At 75.5% G+C, this 15,748-nt stretch carries 11 protein-coding genes and 1 pseudogene; 4 read left to right on the top strand and 8 right to left on the bottom strand.

The genetic code is table 11. The features are described 5' to 3' along the window. Positions 1-13: 13 nt before the first annotated feature. A complete protein-coding gene (locus EES41_RS06010) occupies positions 14-1,285 on the bottom strand; it encodes a streptophobe family protein (RefSeq protein WP_123076299.1) in 1,272 nt (423 codons plus the stop codon). A 418-nt stretch (positions 1,286-1,703) separates the two neighbouring features. Here EES41_RS06010 and EES41_RS06005 point away from each other — a divergent pair, with 418 nt between their 5' ends. After that, the gene (locus tag EES41_RS06005; RefSeq protein ID WP_216827242.1) at positions 1,704-2,924 is read left to right on the top strand and encodes a DUF6777 domain-containing protein; all 1,221 of its coding nucleotides are present in this window, start codon (positions 1,704-1,706) and stop codon (positions 2,922-2,924) included. Between the two features lie 170 nt (positions 2,925-3,094). Beyond that, positions 3,095-5,158, top strand: coding sequence for a SpoIIE family protein phosphatase (locus tag EES41_RS06000; protein WP_123076297.1), 2,064 nt, complete (start codon positions 3,095-3,097; stop codon positions 5,156-5,158). A 68-nt stretch (positions 5,159-5,226) separates the two neighbouring features. Here EES41_RS06000 and EES41_RS05995 read toward each other — a convergent pair whose 3' ends face one another. Beyond that, positions 5,227-6,096, bottom strand: a complete 870-nt coding sequence (locus EES41_RS05995) for a DUF4328 domain-containing protein (protein ID WP_164495759.1) — start codon at positions 6,094-6,096, stop codon at positions 5,227-5,229. Positions 6,097-6,293: 197 nt separating this feature from the next. Here EES41_RS05995 and EES41_RS05990 point away from each other — a divergent pair, with 197 nt between their 5' ends. Continuing rightward, on the top strand, positions 6,294-8,960 hold the full coding sequence (locus EES41_RS05990) for a phosphodiester glycosidase family protein (protein ID WP_123076293.1): 2,667 nt from the start codon (positions 6,294-6,296) through the stop codon (positions 8,958-8,960). A 54-nt stretch (positions 8,961-9,014) separates the two neighbouring features. On the opposite strand, the pseudogene EES41_RS05985 reads toward EES41_RS05990, so the two are convergent. The 4 genes and pseudogenes from EES41_RS05985 to EES41_RS05970 all read right to left on the bottom strand — a co-directional run bounded on the left by EES41_RS05985 (position 9,015) and on the right by EES41_RS05970 (position 13,653). Continuing rightward, positions 9,015-10,101 (bottom strand): annotated as a pseudogene (locus EES41_RS05985) (IS630 family transposase). A gap of 33 nt (positions 10,102-10,134) precedes the next feature. Continuing rightward, a complete protein-coding gene (locus EES41_RS05980) occupies positions 10,135-12,111 on the bottom strand; it encodes an ABC transporter permease (RefSeq protein ID WP_123076291.1) in 1,977 nt (658 codons plus the stop codon). Positions 12,112-12,256: 145 nt separating this feature from the next. After that, positions 12,257-13,072: a molybdate ABC transporter substrate-binding protein gene (modA, locus tag EES41_RS05975; RefSeq protein WP_123076289.1), complete on the bottom strand. Its 816-nt coding sequence runs from the start codon at positions 13,070-13,072 to the stop codon at positions 12,257-12,259. Between the two features lie 185 nt (positions 13,073-13,257). Beyond that, positions 13,258-13,653 carry a molybdopterin-binding protein gene (locus tag EES41_RS05970; protein ID WP_008742269.1) on the bottom strand — a complete coding sequence of 132 codons (396 nt, stop codon included), beginning with the start codon at positions 13,651-13,653 and terminating at the stop codon, positions 13,258-13,260. Between the two features lie 134 nt (positions 13,654-13,787). Here EES41_RS05970 and EES41_RS05965 point away from each other — a divergent pair, with 134 nt between their 5' ends. Next, positions 13,788-14,183 carry an RNA-binding S4 domain-containing protein gene (locus tag EES41_RS05965; protein ID WP_008742270.1) on the top strand — a complete coding sequence of 132 codons (396 nt, stop codon included), beginning with the start codon at positions 13,788-13,790 and terminating at the stop codon, positions 14,181-14,183. A gap of 352 nt (positions 14,184-14,535) precedes the next feature. Here the strand turns inward: EES41_RS05965 and EES41_RS05960 are convergent, their stop codons facing one another. Further along, the gene (locus EES41_RS05960) at positions 14,536-14,946 is read right to left on the bottom strand and encodes a PTS fructose transporter subunit IIA (protein WP_123076287.1); all 411 of its coding nucleotides are present in this window, start codon (positions 14,944-14,946) and stop codon (positions 14,536-14,538) included. Continuing rightward, positions 14,943-15,539: a dihydroxyacetone kinase subunit DhaL gene (gene dhaL, locus EES41_RS05955; protein WP_123076285.1), complete on the bottom strand. Its 597-nt coding sequence runs from the start codon at positions 15,537-15,539 to the stop codon at positions 14,943-14,945. The genes EES41_RS05960 and dhaL overlap by 4 nt, the downstream gene beginning before the upstream one ends. Positions 15,540-15,748: the final 209 nt, after the last annotated feature.

The raw sequence follows: 15,748 nt of genomic DNA, 5'->3' as shown, positions 1-15,748 counted from the left end.
GTCCACCGGTGGGTCAGCCCACGCGGCCCCGCCGGTGGACCGGGCGGGCCAGGAGCGCACCGAGGAAGCCCGCGAGGGCGCCCCAGAGCAGGGCCAGGCCCACCGTGCGCCAGAGCACCGCCGTCAGCCGGACCTCGCCGCCCAGGCCGCTCACGTCACCCAGGCCCAGCACGGACAGCCCGAACTGGGCCTGGACCCGCCCCAGCAGGCACACGGTCAGGGTCGCCACGGCCAGTGCCGCGCCCAAGTGGACGGCGTGCTGCCACGGACGGACGGCGGCGGGGGACCGGGCGGCCGCCAGGAAGCCGGTGCCCAGCAGCAGGACGGCCGCGATCACCACCAGCCACCACGCCCGGGCGTCCTGCTCCGCGAGGGAGCCCACGTCCACCGTGGACAGCTCCGGGCCCCGCAGCACCTCGTCCAGCAGCTGCGGCATCGGCAGCCCGAACGGCCCATCGACCTTGCCCTGCCACGCCCCGCCGAGGCCCAGCGTGAACGCGAGCCAGGCCAGGTTCGGCAGGCCGAGCAGGATCACCGCCAACGTCCGCGCCGTGTGCCCCTGGGTGGCGGCCACCACCAGGCCGACCGCGACGCCGAGGACCACGTACGCGAGGAGCAGGACGACGGTGGCGTGCGCGACCGGCCGCAGCGCCGCGTGGAAGCGGACCAGCCGCGCCGGCAGCGGCGCGCGGCGGGAGACCAGCAGGGAGATCACCAACAGCCCCAGGATCCAGAGCAGTCCGAAGAACACCGTGGCGGGCAGCGCGGCCCGGAAACCCACCGTCGGCCCGGCATCGAGGAGTTCGCCGATCTGGCCGAGCGGGGAGTCGCCGGTCGAGACGCCGAACGTCTTGCGGGCGACGAGCGCGGCCCCGGTCAGCGCGAGCAGCCACAGCAGCACCAGCGGCCCGGCCCGGGCCAGCAGTTCGCGCGGCCCGGCCACCGCCCGGTTGTGCAGCGGCCGCAGGAAGAGGGACCCGGCCGTGAGGGCGCCGCCCAGGCTCACCGACAGCGGCAGTACGGACAGGCTCGCGTCGGCCCCGGCCAGGAACCCGGCCCCGCCGGACACCTCCATCGAGCCGCCCGCCGCCATCACCACGACGGCCGCCACCACCCGTGGGAACGCGCCGTCGGGGAGCCCGGCCGCACCCGCGTACGCCAGTCCCGCCGCGGCGAGGGCGATCATCACCACGAAGCCCGCGACGACCGCGACGAGGGCGTCCCGCCAAGCCCTCGCGGAGCCCCCGGAAGTCTCCGGGCGCCGCCCGGACCGTGCCGTGCTCACCCCGCCACCGTAGGCACCCCCGGCTTGCGGGCACCACCGGAACGACGCACACAATGGTCCGCAGGAGTGTCAGGAATCCGATATTCCCGCCCATCGGGTGAGGGGTTCCGGTCCCCGCGGGGACCGGAACCCCTCCGCCCGGGAAGAAGGGCCCGTGACCATGGAACCCTCCGGCCAGGAGCCGCCACGGCGGACATCGCCGTCGCACTCGTCACAGCCGCGGTCCGAACGGCCCACCACGGCCCCCACGGGCCCTCCCTCCGGCCCGCTCTCGGCTGGTCAGGGAGCCGGTCAGGGAGCCCCGCCTCCGCCGCCGCCCGCGCCTCCAAGGGGGCCGTCCGGTTCTTCGGGGCCGTCCGGGACTCCGGAGGAGCCGGGCGGCAGGCCCTGGTGGCGGTCCGCACCCCGGCTCGCGACCGTGCTCGTCGCGCTGGCCGCCGTCGTGGCCCTCGTCGTGGTCCTGACCAGGCCGAGCGGCAAGGGCGACGGCGGCGACACCGCGCGCGGCGAGGTGTTCCTCCAGCCCGCCGCCGCGACCGGCCCCGACCCGTTCACCGAGTCCACGGCGGCCAAGGGCGTCGCACCGCCGCCGCAGTCCCCGTCGCCGGAGGGCTCGGGCACGCCGACGGCCGCGCGCGAGACCGGGGCGACGGTCACCCGCAGCGTCAGCGGGGACGCGGCCGGGGTGTACGGGGGCACCAGGGACATCGCCAGCTGCGACGTGGAGAAGCAGATCACCGTGCTGTCCGCCCAGCCCCCCAAGAACGGCACGTTCGCGCAGGCCCTCGGCATCCGGCCGGAGACCGTACCGGGCTACCTGCGCTCCCTCACCCCGGTCCAGCTGGCGCTCGACACCCGGGTCACGAACCACGGCTACCGCGACGGCAAGGGCACCGAGTACCAGGCCGTCCTCCAGGCCGGCACCGCCGTCATGGTGGACGACCGGGGCGTGCCGCGGGTGCGCTGCGCGTGCGGGAACCCGCTCGGGCCGCCGGTGCCGCTGACGGCGAACCCGGAGCGGCACGGCCGGCCGTGGAGCTCGTACCAGCCGGCGAAGGCGGTCGCCATCGCGCCGGCCGCGAAGACCGTGGACAAGTTCGTGATCTACGACCACCGCACGAAGCGGTGGTACGAGCGCGGCCGCGGCTTCCGCGAGAACGCCCAGCACGACAAGCCGGTGCCACCGCCGCCGGTGGTGTCGAAGCCGCCGTGGCCGGCCGGTACGCCGACCCGTACCTGGAACCCGGGGGACAAGACCTCGCAGCCGCCCCCGCCGCAGCCGCGGACGAGCCCGCCGACGAAGGCCCCGCGCACCGGGGAACCGCCGTCGGGGAAGACCTCCTCCGAGGGAACGCCGAGCCGCTCGCCGGACGGCGGGCCCCGCTCCGAGCCGCCCCCGCCGCCGTCCTCGCCTCCGCCTCTGCCCCCGCCCCCGTCCTCGCCTCCGCCCCCGTCCTCGGCCCCGTCCTCGCCCGCAGCTCCGCCTCCGCCTCCGCCGAGCAGCGCATCCGCCCCGGTGAGTCCGGCGAGTCCGGTGAGCCCGGTGAGCCCGGCGACCTCGCAGCCGCAGACCCCGCCGAAGAGCGCGGCCGCGCAGGAGGACCCCCCGCCCCTTCCGGAGGCCGGCCCGACCGACTAGGGCCTGTCTTTCGGGTCATGCCGGGCTCGCGGGGCCCCGTACGGGGGAACGCGTACGCCCCTCGCACCCGGGGGCGGGGCGGGGCCGCGGCCCCGCTGTGGCCAGGGGCCCGTGCCCGGCCCGGGGGGATCGGCGTGCCGGGGGTGGGGGTTCGGTGAGACCCTTGCTGCATGGCCGACTGGGGAGAAACCCCCGAGGTCGACTGGCCCGCGAGGCCCGATACGAGCCTCGCGCTCAACCGCCTCGGCACCTTCGACTGGGACCTCGACAGCGGGCAGATGCATCTGGACGACACCGCTCTTGAGGTCCTCGACCTGCGCCCGGACGAGTTCTCCGGGACCGCCTCCGGCCTCGGTCCCCGGATCGCGCCCGGCGAAGGCGCCCGGCTCGACGCCCGCGTCGCACAGGCGCTCAAGGACGGCCGCAGCCACTACGGGGCGTACTTCCGCAGCCGCCTCCGCGACGGCACCCCCACCTGGACCCACATCCAGGGCCACATCCTGCGGGGCCCGAACGGCCGCCCGTACCGGATCATCGGGATCGTCCGCGACGCCGCCCACGACCCCGCCGAGCCCGGCGCCGGCGGCGAGGAGGCGGAGGGGCGGCGCCGGATGACCGGGGTCGTCGAGCGGACCGCCGCGATCCTCGCCCACGCCCGCACCGTCAGCGACGTGACCGACACCCTCAAGGACCCCGGGGCCCTCGGCCACCTCGGTGCCATCAGCGTCATGCTCGGCATCGTCGACGGAGCCCGGGTCCACCTGGTCGCCGAGGGCCAGCTCGGCTCGTACGTCCCGGAGATCGAGTACACCCGGATCGACGCGGCCTTCCCGATGAGCGAGGCCGTACGGACCATGCAGGCCGTCTACCTCTCCTCGCGCGAGGAGTTCCAGCTGCGCTACCCGCAGCTGTGGCCGTACATCGAGCCGCTCTCCGTACGCAGCGGCGTCTACCTGCCCCTGATCGCCCAGGGCCGGCCCGTCGGCGCGCTCGGGCTGCTCTACGCCCGCGAGGGCGACTTCACCGCCGAGGAACGGAACCTGCTGGTGGCGCTCGGCAGCGGCATCGCGCAGAGCCTCCAGCGGGCCATGCTGTTCGAGCAGGAGCACGACCTCGCCGAGGGCCTCCAGCGGGCGATGCTGCCCCGCCGGATCCCGGAGATCCCGGGCGCGCTGATCGCCGTCCGGTACCGGGCCGCCCGGATGGGGCGGGACATCGGCGGCGACTGGTACGACGTGATCCCGCTCGGCGACAGCCGCGTCGGGGTGATGATCGGCGACGTGGAGGGCCACGACACGGACGCGACCGCCGTCATGGGACAGCTCCGCATCGCCCTGCGCGCGTACGTCGCGGAGGGCCACACCCCCGGGACGGCCATGGCGCGGGCCGCCGGCTTCCTGCGCGAGCTGGAGACGGAACGGTTCGCCACCTGCACCTACGCGGAGATCGACCTGGGCACCGGCATGCTGCACATCGTCCGCGCGGGCCATCTCGACCCGGTGGTCCGCCGTGGCGACGGCAGCTGCCACCGCATCCAGGTGGCGGGCGGACTGCCGCTCGGGCTGCCGCAGGGCGACCAGTCGGTGGACGGCTCCGGATACCCCGTCACCAGCCTCGAAATGCACCCCGGCGACACCCTGGTGCTCTGCACGGACGGCCTCATCGAACGCCCCGGCGGCGACCCCGAGACGGGCATGCGCGAGCTCATGGAGTCGGTACGGACCGGGCCGGTCGACGTCGAGGAACTCGCCGACCTGCTCTGCGACATGGTCGGGGACGTCGGCGGCGGCGACGACATGGCCCTGCTCCTGCTGCGCCGTCGCGGCACCCCCGCCCCGCGCGGCGGCGGCCCGCTGCGCGTGCGGCTCAGCCCAGGGGATCCGGACGGCCCCGCGATGGCCCGCCACCTGATCCGGGCGGCGGTGGCCGCGTGGGGAGCGCGGGAGCAGTCGGACGAGGTGGTGCTGGCGGCGGACGAGCTGATGACCAACGCCCTCGTGCACACCGACGGCGGGGCCCAGATCAGCCTGCGGCTGACCGCGGACGGCCGGATCCGGATCGAGGTGGAGGACGGGAGCAGCGCGCTGCCGCAGCGTCGGGAGGCGGGGGACTGGGCGGTCTCGGGGCGCGGCCTGCTGCTCGTGGACCGGCTCGCGGTCGCCTGGGGCGTGGAGCCCCGCGGCGGCGGCAAGTCCGTCTGGTGCGAGTTCACCGTCCCCGCGCCCCCGGCCTGACCGACCCCCCGCCGCACGGCGCCGGGGCTCACCGCCGGGGCCGTCCGGGGCGGCGCGGCGTGTCGGCGTCAGGCGGCGGCGTACGGGCCGTGCGCGGCCTTGGCGCTCTGCATGGACGTCAGCCTGCGGACGAAGAGGACGGCGAGTACGGCGGCGGCGACGGTGAGCAGGTCGCTGACGGCGCCCACCACGGCGCCGCCGCGCAGCTGTTCCGGCGTATCGGCCGCCGAGTACAGGACGGCGAAAACGCTGTCGGTGATCTGCGAGCCGGCGAACACCAGCCACCAGGCCGTCACGGGCGCCGTGGAGACCTTGCGGAACGAGCCGTCCGGGGCGAGCTGGGTGCTGGCGGTCCAGGTCTGCCGAGCGATCGTGAACGGCATCGCGAGGTTGGCCAGCGGGACGAACCAGGCACCGATGGCCCAGCCCGGGGCGAGGGTGAAGGCGTCGGGGCGGAAGACCTGGCCGTTCTGGCGGACGCGGTGGAACCAGATGACGAAGACGATCGACGTGGCGAGCCAGAGCATGCCCTGGAGGCCGTCGGCGACGGCCGTCACGTTGTCGACGCGGGCGAGCGCGATGTCCTTGACCTTGAGCGGGTCCTTGACCAGGCCGTCCATGAGCGACCACAGGTAGACCCGGATGCCGGTCAGGAGCAGGGCGGCCACGCCGGCTATCGAGAGCAGTACGGTCAGGGCCGTCGCCAGGCCGTGCGGCGAGCGGAGCATGACGCCCGGGGGCTGCGGCGCCGGATACGGGTACGGGTGCGGGTACGGGTACGCCGGCTGGCCCGGGTACGGCGGCTGCGCCGGGTACGCCTGCTGGGGGTACGGCTGCGCCTGCGGCGGTACCGGAGGCAGCGGGGGTATCGGCGGCACGGCGGACGGCGGCTGGTCCGGGGTCTTGGGCGGCGGTGAGCCGGGCGCGCTGAAGGACATGACGGTACCCCCCACGGGAACATGTGACATGCGAGCGGATCCCGCCGACGTGCGGGTCCCGCTGAACATATGTCAGCCCGTCACCCGGCGTCCAAACAGATCCGCGTCCCCGCCGTGGCGGGGGCGAATGGCTGAACCCCCAGGTCGCCGGCCGGTTCGCGGCCCGGGCGCCGGACGGGCCGGGGGATCCTGCCGGGGTGCCGACTCCGCGTCCGCTGCTGCCCGTCCTGCTCGCCTGGGCCCTGGCCCTCTCGTCCCCCGCGGCCGCCGCCGATGACACCGGCATCGAAACCGCCCGCACCGCCCGGCAGATCGCCCCCGGGGTCCGCCTGGAGTCGTACGACCGGCTGGAGAGCGACCGCTGGCTCCGCATCGACGAACTCGTCGTCGACACCGCCGGCGGCACCGGCGGCACCGGAGGCGTACGGGTCGAATACCTGGGCGGCGACGGCCCCGAGACCGTCGCCGAGGCCGCCGCCCGCCACCGCGCCGGGCCCGGGCGGCGCGTGATCGGCGCCGTGAACGGGGACTTCTTCGACGTCCGGGGCAGCGGCGCCCCCCTCGGCCCCGGCCTGCGCGACGGCCGGCTGCTGCACTCCCCGGCCCCCGGGACCGCCTCCGCCCCGGCCGTCGGCTTCGGCCCCGACGGCAGGGGCCGGATCCTGCGCCTCGGCCTCGCCGGGAGCGTCACCCTGCCCGGCGGCGGGGTCCGCCCGCTGGCCGGGTTCAACGCCGCCCGGCCGCCCGCGAAGGGCTTCGCCGCGTACACGGTGGACTGGCCGGGCGCCGCGCTCCCGGACCCGGGCGGCCCGGCCGTCGAGCTGCGCAACGGCCGGGTCGCCGCCGGGCCGGTACGGGCGCCCGCGCGGCGCGCTCGCCCCGCGCCCGGCACCACCCTGCTGCTCGCGCGCGGCGCCACCGCCACCGCCGAACTCGCCGCGCTGCGGCCCGGGGACGCCGTGGCCGTCGCGGCCCGCCCGGTCACCGGGGGCGGGCCGGTCCCGTGGGCGGCCGTCGGCGGTCGCGAGGCCCTCGTCGTGGCCGGGGTCCCGCAGGGCCACGACGGCGAACCGAACAACACCGCCGCGCCCCGCACCGCCGTCGGTTTCTCCCGCGACGGGCGGCAGGTCCGGCTCGTCGCCGTGGACGGCCGCCAGCGCGACAGCGGCGGCCTCACCCTGACCGGGCTCGGCCGGATGATGCGCCGGCTCGGCGCGTACGAGGCCCTCAACCTGGACGGCGGCGGCTCCACGACCCTGCTCGCCGGAGCCGCCGGGGCGACGGCCCCGGCGCTGGAGAACACCCCGTCGGACGGGACGCCCCGGCCGGTGCCGAACGGCCTGGTCCTCACCGCCCCGGCCGGATCCGGGCGGCTCGCGGGCTACCGGGTCGAGCCCTTGGGCGGCGCCGGCCCGGACTTCGGCCGGGTGCTGCGCGGTCTCACCCGTACCCTCACCGCCACCGGCCACGACGCCGCGCTGGGCCCGGCCCCGGGGGCGCCCTCCTGGTCCGCGGCGGGAGGCGGAAGGGTCGACCCGGCCGGGGTGTTCCACGCCCTGCGCCCGGGCAGCGCAACGGCGTACGCCCGGCGCGCGGGAGCGGAGGGCGCGCTCCCCCTCGATGTACTCGGCCCGCCGGCCCGGCTCCGGCCGACGCGCGACCGGATCGGCCTCGCGGAGCGGGGCGAGAGCGCCGGGTTCGGGCTCGTCGGATACGACGCCCAGGGCGCGGCCGCGGCCGTCGAACCCCGCGACGTGACCCTGCGGTTCGACCGCTCCCGCTGGAACGTCACCGGCGACGGCCGGGGCGGCTTCACCGTCTCCGCCCGAACGGCACGGGCCACCGGGATGCTGCACGCCACCGTCAACGCCACCGGCGCCACCGCCGAACTGGCCCTCGGGGTCGGCCTGGAGGCGCTGCCGGTGGCCGGTCTGGAGGACGCCGCGCGGTGGACCGGCCCGGGCGCGGCCGCCGCGCCGGGCCGTTCCGGCCGGGGACTGGCCCTCTCCGTACCCGCCCCCGTGCCCGCCCCCGCCGCCTCCGCCGCGCCGCCCCGGCCGGTTCCGCTGCCGGAACTGGCCCGGTCGATCTCGCTCTGGGTGGCCGGGGACGGCTCCGGCGCCCGGCCCGACGTGCGGCTGGCCGATGCCGGCGGAGCCGCCCTCACCCTGCGCGGCCCCGCCGCGGACTGGACCGGCTGGCGCCGGATCACCCTCCCGCTGCCGCCCCTGCCGGAGCGGCCGTTGACCCTGACCGGGCTCTCGGCCTCCGGCGCGCGCGGCCGGCTGGTGCTGGACGGCGTCGCCGCCGAGACCCCGCCCACCGGCCCGGCCCCCGCGTACCGGACCCGCCCAGACCCGGTCGTGGCCGGCGCCGCCGGGGTGCGGGCCCGGCCCTGGAGGTTCGCGGTCGGCCCGGCCGGGCCGGCGTCCGCCCGGAACCCGGACGCCGACTTCGTACTCACCGGTGCCGTGGAGCGTCCGGCGTTCACGCACCGGGGCGTACGGTTCCTCCCGCTCGATACCGGCCGCGCCACCCTGGACGGCGGCGGCCTCGGCCGGATGCGGACCCTGCGCGCGGCCCTCGCGGCCGCCGCCCGGGAGCCGGGCACGGGCGCGCTGGCCGTCGTACGGCAGTACGCGCCGCGCGCCGTGGACCGCAAGGAGGCGGCCCTGCTGACGCGGTACCTCGGGGAGTTCCGGCGTACCACCGGGAAACGGGCCGCCGTCATCACCGTCGGCGCCCCCCGGTTCACGGCCGGCCGCTCCGAGGGCGTGCTGGAGGTCTCGGCCCGGCGCGGCGGCCGGACCCTCTTCGGAGCCGACGCCTTCGCCGCTGGCGACTGGCTCTCCGTACGGCCCTAAGGCCTGTCTTTCGGATCATGCCGGGCTCGCGGGGGCTGATCCGAAAGACAGGCCCTATTGACCTGAGTCAGAGATTCGTTGGCAGTAGGCGGCGACTTTGTCGAGGATCTCGTCGGCGGTCTTCGTCCAGACGAAGGGCTTGGGTTGGTCGTTCCAGTCGGTCAGCCAGGCCCGGATGTCGCGTTCGAGTGCCTGGACGGAGCGGTGGACTCCACGCTTGAGTTTCTTCTGGGTGAGCTCGGCGAACCACCGCTCGACCAGGTTCAGCCAGGACGCGCTCGTGGGCGTGAAGTGCAGGTGAAAGCGCGGGTGCGCCAGCAGCCACTTCTTCACGTCCGGCGTCTTGTGGGTCGCGTAGTTGTCCAGGATCAGATGGACCTGGAGACCGGCCGGGACTTCGTTGTCGAGCTTGGCCAGAAACTTCTTGAACTCGACGGCCCGGTGCCGTCGGTGCAGTGATCCGATCACCTTGCCGGTCGCGACTTCGAGGGCTGCGAAGAGGGTGGTGGTGCCGGATGTAGTCGTGGCTGCGGCGCTCTGGAACACCGGGCATCATCGGCAGGACCGGCTGGGACCGGTCCAAGGCCTGGATCTGCGACTTCTCGTCCACGCAGAGAACCAGGGCCTTCTCAGGCGGGTCGAGATAAAGACCGATGACATCGCGGACCTTGTCGATGAACAGCGGGTCCGTGGACAGCTTGAACGTCTGCGACCGGTGCGGGGCCAGCGCGAAGGCCCGCCAGATCCGTGAAATGCTCGACTGTGACATCCCCGTCGCCGCGGCCATCGAGCGGGTGGACCAGTGGGTGGCGTTCTTCGGCGTTTCCTCGAGGGTCTTGACGATCACTCGCTCCACATCGGCATCGGTGATCTTCCGCGGTACACCCGGCCGGGGCTCGTCGCACAGACCGTCCAAGCCGTGCTCCAGGAAACGCCGCCGCCAGGTGCGGACCGTGTCCGGAGCGATCCGCAGCCGACGGGACACCTCCATGATCGAGCGGCCGTCTGAGCACTCCAGCACGATCCGCGACCGCTGAGCCAGAGCCTGGGCCGTCGAACGACGACGTAACCAGCCCTCCAGCACAACACGCTGGGCATCGGTCACCGACAACGGCGGAATCTTCGGACCAGGACGACTCATACCGAACCAACGAGAAACCTCCGACTCAGGTCACTAGAGGCGTACGAGGGTGATCTCGGTCGCCTTCACGCTGGTCCACACGCGCACCCCGTCCGCCAGGCCCAGTTCGGCGGCGGCGTCCGGGGTGATCTCCGCGACCAGGTCGGGCGCCTCGGCCGAGCCGATCAGCACCCGCAGCCTGCTGCCGAGCGCCGTGATCTCCCGTACGGTGCCGGGCCAGACGTTGCGCGGGCTGCCCGCCGGGCGCTCGCGGTGTACGGAGACCGCCTCGGGCGCGATGATCGCGAGGGCCGGTACCCCGTCGGGCAGTTCTTCGGCGAGCACCAGGCGGCCCCCGGCGGCCAGCGCGAGCCCGCCGTCCGAGGCGGTGCCCTGCCAGGCGTTGCGGCCCAGCATCCGGGCGACCCAGGGGGAGCGCGGGTGGCGGGCTACCTCGACGGGCGGGGCGTCCTGGAGGGTCTGCCCGTCGGCCAGTACGAGGACCCGGTCGGCGAGTGAAACGGCCTCGACGGGGTCGTGGGTGACGATGAGGCAGACGCCGCCGAACTCGGCGAGGTGGGTGCGCAGGGTGTGCCGCACGCGGGCCCGGGTGGTCTGGTCGAGGGCGGCGAGGGGCTCGTCCAGGAGCAGCAGCCGGGGCCGGGCGGCGAGGGCGCGGGCCAGGGCGACGCGCTGGGCCTGGCCTCCGGAGAGCTGGGCGGGCTTGCGGTGGGCGAGGTGGCCGACGCCGAGCCGGTCCAGCCAGGCCCGGGCCTGCGCGCGGGCCTCGGCGCGCGGGACCCGGCGGGCGCGCAGCCCGTACGCGGTGTTGGCGAGCGCGCTCAGGTGCGGGAACAGGGCGCCGTCCTGCGGGACCCAGGCCACCTGCCGCTTGTGCGGGGGCAGCGCGGTGACGTCGGTGTCGCCGAGCCGCAGTTCGGCGTGGGCGCGCGGGGTGAGGCCGAGCAGGGCCCGCAGCAGGGTGGTCTTCCCGGCGCCGTTCTCCCCGACGACGGCGATCGTCGTGCCCGGCTCGGCGTCGAGGGTGAGCCGGTTGAAGCCGGTGACGGCGGCGTGCAGCGGCCAGCGGCCGCCGTCGCGCGGCGCCGCCCCGGACGCGTCGGGCGCCGTCGGCTCGGCGGGCTCGGCCAGCTTGGCCGGCTCGGCGGGTGCGGCCGAGGCGGTCGGCGCGGGTTCCTCCGCCACCGGCGGGGCCTCGGCGGCCTTGCGGTCGGCGGGAGTTCCGGTCCAGCGGCCGCGCAGGGCGATCAGTACGCCCATCGCGATCGCGAGCAGCAGCAGCGATACGGAGGTCGCGGCCTCGGGCTGGTCCTGGAGCAGCAGGTAGACCTGGAGCGGGAGCGTCTGGGTGGTGCCGGGCAGGTTCCCGGCGAAGGTGATGGTCGCCCCGAACTCCCCGAGCGCGCGGGCCCAGGTGAGCGCCGCGCCGGCGATGAGGCCGGGGGCCACCATCGGCAGCGTCACGGTGAAGAACACGCGGACCGGCGAGGCACCGAGGGAGGCCGCGGTCTCCTCGTAGCTCTGCTTGAGACCGCCGAGCGCGCCCTCCAGGCTGATGACGAGGAAGGGCATCGCCACGAAGGTCGCCGCCAGGACGGCCCCTGACGTGTGGAAGGGCAGTGTGATCCCGAACGTGTCCTCCAGCCAGGGCCCGAGCAGCCCGCGCCGCCCGAAGCCGAGCAGCAGCGCCACACCGCCGACGGTCGGCGGCAGCACCATCGGCAGCAGGACGAGCGAGCGGACCAGCGCCTTGCCCTTGAACGGGACACGGGCCAGCAGCCAGGCGAGCGGCACACCGAGGACGAGGGAGAGGCCGAGGGCCCACAGCGAGACGACCGTCGAGAGCCGCAGCGCCTCGACCACACCGGGGCTGGTCAGGTGCTCGCCGAGCTCGCTCCACTGGGTCCGGCTCAGGATCCCGATCAGCGGCAGCAGCAGGAACGCGACGGCGAGCAGCGCGGGGAGCGCGAGGGCCACGGGGGGCCGGGTACGGGTACGGAATCTGCTCATGTGGGGTTCCTGGCTGGGGGTGCGTTCCTGGCGGGGAAACCTGCGGCGACAGCCGGACGGTACATGCGCGGGGGGACCGCCCGTCCCCCCGGACCGGGCGGCCCCCCTCCGCACGCTGACCGGATCGCGGTGCCGGTCGTGGCGGTTACGGCTTCTGGAAACCGGCGTCGGCGAGGATCTTCTGCGCCTCCGGGGTGCTCAGCCACGCCACGAACGCGGCCGCGGCCTCGGTGTTCTTGGACTGCTTGAGCGTGGCGGCCGGATAGGAGGCCACGGCGTTCTGGTCGTCCGGGATGTCGACCGTGACGACCTTGTCGCCGGACTTGGCGGAGTCGGTCTTGTAGACGAGACCGGCGTCGGCCTCACCCAGCTCGACCTTGCTCAGCACGGCGCGCACGTTGGGCTCCTGGGAGACCGGCTTCACCTCGATCTTCTGGGCGTCGAGGACCTGCTTGCTGTAGCGGCCGACCGGCACCTCGGGCGCGGCGAGCACGACCTTGATCTTGCTGTCGGCCAGGTCCTTCAGCTCGTCGACCTTGAACGGGTTGCCCTTGGCGGTGGCGATGACCAGGCGGTTCTTGGCGATGACCGTCGGGTCGTTCACCTCGGTCTTCAGGCCGTCCATCGTCTTGGTGTCGGCGGTGACCAGCGCGTCGGCGGGGGCGCCCTGCTTGACCTGGGCGGCGAGCTCCTGCGAACCGGCGAAGGAGAAGGTGACCTTCGTGCCCGGGTGCGCCTTCTCGTAGGCGGCGCCCGCCGTCTTGAAGACGTCGGTGAGGGAGGAGGCGGCGAGGACGGTGAGGTTCGCGGCCTTGGCCCCGCCGGAGGCGGACGCGGCGGCGCTCGGGGAGGCGGCGGCGTCGGTCTTCTTGTCCTCGCCGCCGCACGCGGCGAGGACGGGGACGAGCAGGGCGGCGGAGAGGGCGGCGGCGGCGCGGCGGCCGGTCAGGGTCGGGGACATGGGCTGGTGCTCCTCGGTCGGGGGTCGGCGGCCGGCCGGATGCCGGGTCGCGCGGTGGTGACCCGCGCCGGTGACGGGCGGAGCGGGTGGAGACGCGGGGTGGTGCCGAGCGGTATCGCGGGCTTGCGGGCCGAGGGCCCGCGGGCGCGGATCCGGTATCCGGAAATCTGAATTCGGATTTCGGGTCAGGTGCGGTCGATGTGCACGCTGGTGGACTTCACGCGGGCGGTGGCCCGCATGCCGACCTCCAGCCCGAGCTCCTCGACGGCCTCACGGGTGAGCAGGGAGACCAGACGGTGGGGACCGGCCTGGATCTCGACCTGGGCGGCGACGTCACCGAGCTTGACGGCGGTGACGATGCCGGGGAAGGCGTTGCGGGCCGAGGTGTACGGCTCGCCGTCGTCGTTGTGGGCGCCCTGGCCCACCTCGACGGAGAAAGCGGCCAGGTCGCGGCCGTTGATCAAGCGCCGGCCGGCGTCGTCGCGATGGGTCACGACCCGGCCGGCGTCGGCCCAGCGGCGGGCGGTGTCCGGGCTGACTCCAAGCAGGCGCGCCGCCTGTCCGATGGTGTAGGACTGCATGTGCGACAAGGTAGGGGCACGCGTGCCGCATTTGCAATTCGATTGGGATAATCCACATGGCAGATGCGATGCGGATTGTCGAATCCGCCAAAACTCGTTCCGGTTCTGGGGGTCCGGCTCGCTAAAGTCGAGGCATGGCTGACGAATCAACAGGGACGGGATCGGAATCCGGTTCGGCGCGGGTGGACGCGTGGATCTGGTCGGTGCGCCTGACGAAGACGCGCGCGATCGCGGCGACCGCCTGCCGGGCGGGCCATGTGAGGGTCAACGGGGAACGCGCGAAGCCGGCGCAGTCGGTGCGGGCCGGGGACGAGGTCCGGCTGTACCACGCGGGGCGCGAGCGGATCGTGGTCGTGAAGCGGCCGGTGTCGAAGCGGGTGGGTCCGCCGGTGGCGGCCGAATGCCTGATCGACAACAGCCCGCCGCCGCCGACTCCCGTCGAGGCCGCGGTGGTCGGTACGCGCGACCGTGGGGCCGGGCGCCCGACCAAGCGCGAACGCCGCGAAATCGACTCCCTGCGAGCCCGCTAGGCCGGGCCCCGGCGGGGCGGAACCGGTCCTCGCCCGCGGCGCCGTCGTCGGGGGCCGGCCCCCGAACCGCCGCGCCTCAAACGCCGGCGGGGCTGGTTTGCGCCGGCGTGGCCGGGTCGGGTCGGCTACGGCTTGATGGCGCCGGTGGCGGCGGCCGTGCGCGGGCTTCGCCCCGCCCGCCGCGCGCCGGGGCGCAGCCCGGCCCGTCGCGGGGTGGCTCGCCCGGAGGGCGGACCCGGCTTCGCGGGCGCCGGGCCCCGGCGGGCCGGGCTTTGCGGACCCCCGGGGCCGGGTCAGGCCTTGCGGGCGCCGGGGCGCGGCGGGCCGGGCTTCGCGGGCGCCCGGGGCGGGGTCAGGCTTTGCGGTAGTCGTAGGCTTCCGTGGCCGCGGCGGCGACCGCGTCCAGGGGGGCGCCCGTGGAGGCCGCGACGACCGCGGCCACCGCGCCCTCCAGGAACGGCGCGTCCACCAGGCGGGCGCCTTCCGGCAGGTCGCCCTCCGCCAGCAGCGCCTTCACCGTCAGCACCGAACTGCCCAGGTCCACCAGTAGTACGACCCCGGCTCCCCGGTCTACCTCCCGCGCCGCCGCCACGACGCGGTCCGCGTTCGTGCCGAGACCGCCGTCGGCGGTGCCGCCCGCCGCCGCGATCGGGGCCACCGCGCCCCCCGCCGCCAGGCCGGCGGCCAGCGCGGCCACCGACTCCGCCACCGCCGCGCTGTGCGACACCAGCACGACCCCGACCACCGCTGCCGCCGCCGTCATCCGGCCACCTCCGCCAGCGCGCCCAGCAGCAGCGCCGACGAGGTCGCCCCCGGGTCCTGGTGCCCGATGCTCCGTTCGCCCAGGTAGCTGGCACGGCCCTTGCGGGCCAGCATCGGCACCGTCGCCAGCGCGCCGTTCTCCGCCGCGTCCGCGGCCGCCCGGTACGAGGTGCCGAGCGCCGCCACCCCCGGCACCAGCGCGTCCAGCATCGTCTTGTCGCCCGGCGCCGCGCCGCCCAGCTGGGCCACCGCTCCCACGCCCGCGTACAGCGCCTGCCGCACCGCCTCGTCGGAGACCTCCGCGGCCTCGCCGAGTTCCTTGCCGGTCCGCCGCAGCAGCGTCCCGTACAGCGGGCCGGACGCCCCGCCGACCGTGGAGATCAGGGTCCGCCCCGCCAGCTGGAGCACCGAGCCCGGTGTCTGCGGCGGTTCCGCCCCCAGGGCCGCCCGTACCGCGGTGAACCCGCGCATCAGGTTGCTCCCGTGGTCGGCGTCGCCGATGGGGGAGTCGAGTTCGGTCAGCCGGTCCGCTTCCCGTTCCACGGCGGCCGCCGTGGCCGTCATCCAGCGTCGGAAGAAGTCTGTGTCACGCACCGGATCTCCTCGCCTCACATCGCCTGGCCGGTCCCACCCCACCCTACGGTCAGCGGGACGGCCCCGGCCGGAGGGCGGGCGGCGGCGCGATCGCGCCTTCGCTCCGGCCCCGGCGCGGACCGCCGGCGGGCCGGGCGGACGCCGGGTCTCGCTTCGCCGCCGAGGCCCGGGCCGATAACGGCCGGGTCCGGCGGTTTTCGGTGGGTCGC

Source organism: Streptomyces sp. ADI95-16 (genome assembly GCF_003721495.1).
GTDB lineage: Bacteria > Actinomycetota > Actinomycetes > Streptomycetales > Streptomycetaceae > Streptomyces > Streptomyces goshikiensis.
This window is presented reverse-complemented; position numbering and strand designations above follow the sequence as displayed.

Bases quoted from the DNA above. Each gene is read 5' to 3' on its own strand.
- EES41_RS06000 (WP_123076297.1), top strand. From the start codon at position 3,095: ATGGCCGACTGGGGAGAAACCCCCGAGGTCGACTGGCCCGCGAGGCCC.
- EES41_RS05995 (WP_164495759.1), bottom strand. From the start codon at position 6,096: ATGTCCTTCAGCGCGCCCGGCTCACCGCCGCCCAAGACCCCGGACCAG.
- EES41_RS05980 (WP_123076291.1), bottom strand. From the start codon at position 12,111: ATGAGCAGATTCCGTACCCGTACCCGGCCCCCCGTGGCCCTCGCGCTC.
- modA (WP_123076289.1), bottom strand. From the start codon at position 13,072: ATGTCCCCGACCCTGACCGGCCGCCGCGCCGCCGCCGCCCTCTCCGCC.
- EES41_RS05970 (WP_008742269.1), bottom strand. From the start codon at position 13,653: ATGCAGTCCTACACCATCGGACAGGCGGCGCGCCTGCTTGGAGTCAGC.
- EES41_RS05965 (WP_008742270.1), top strand. From the start codon at position 13,788: ATGGCTGACGAATCAACAGGGACGGGATCGGAATCCGGTTCGGCGCGG.
- EES41_RS05960 (WP_123076287.1), bottom strand. From the start codon at position 14,946: ATGACGGCGGCGGCAGCGGTGGTCGGGGTCGTGCTGGTGTCGCACAGC.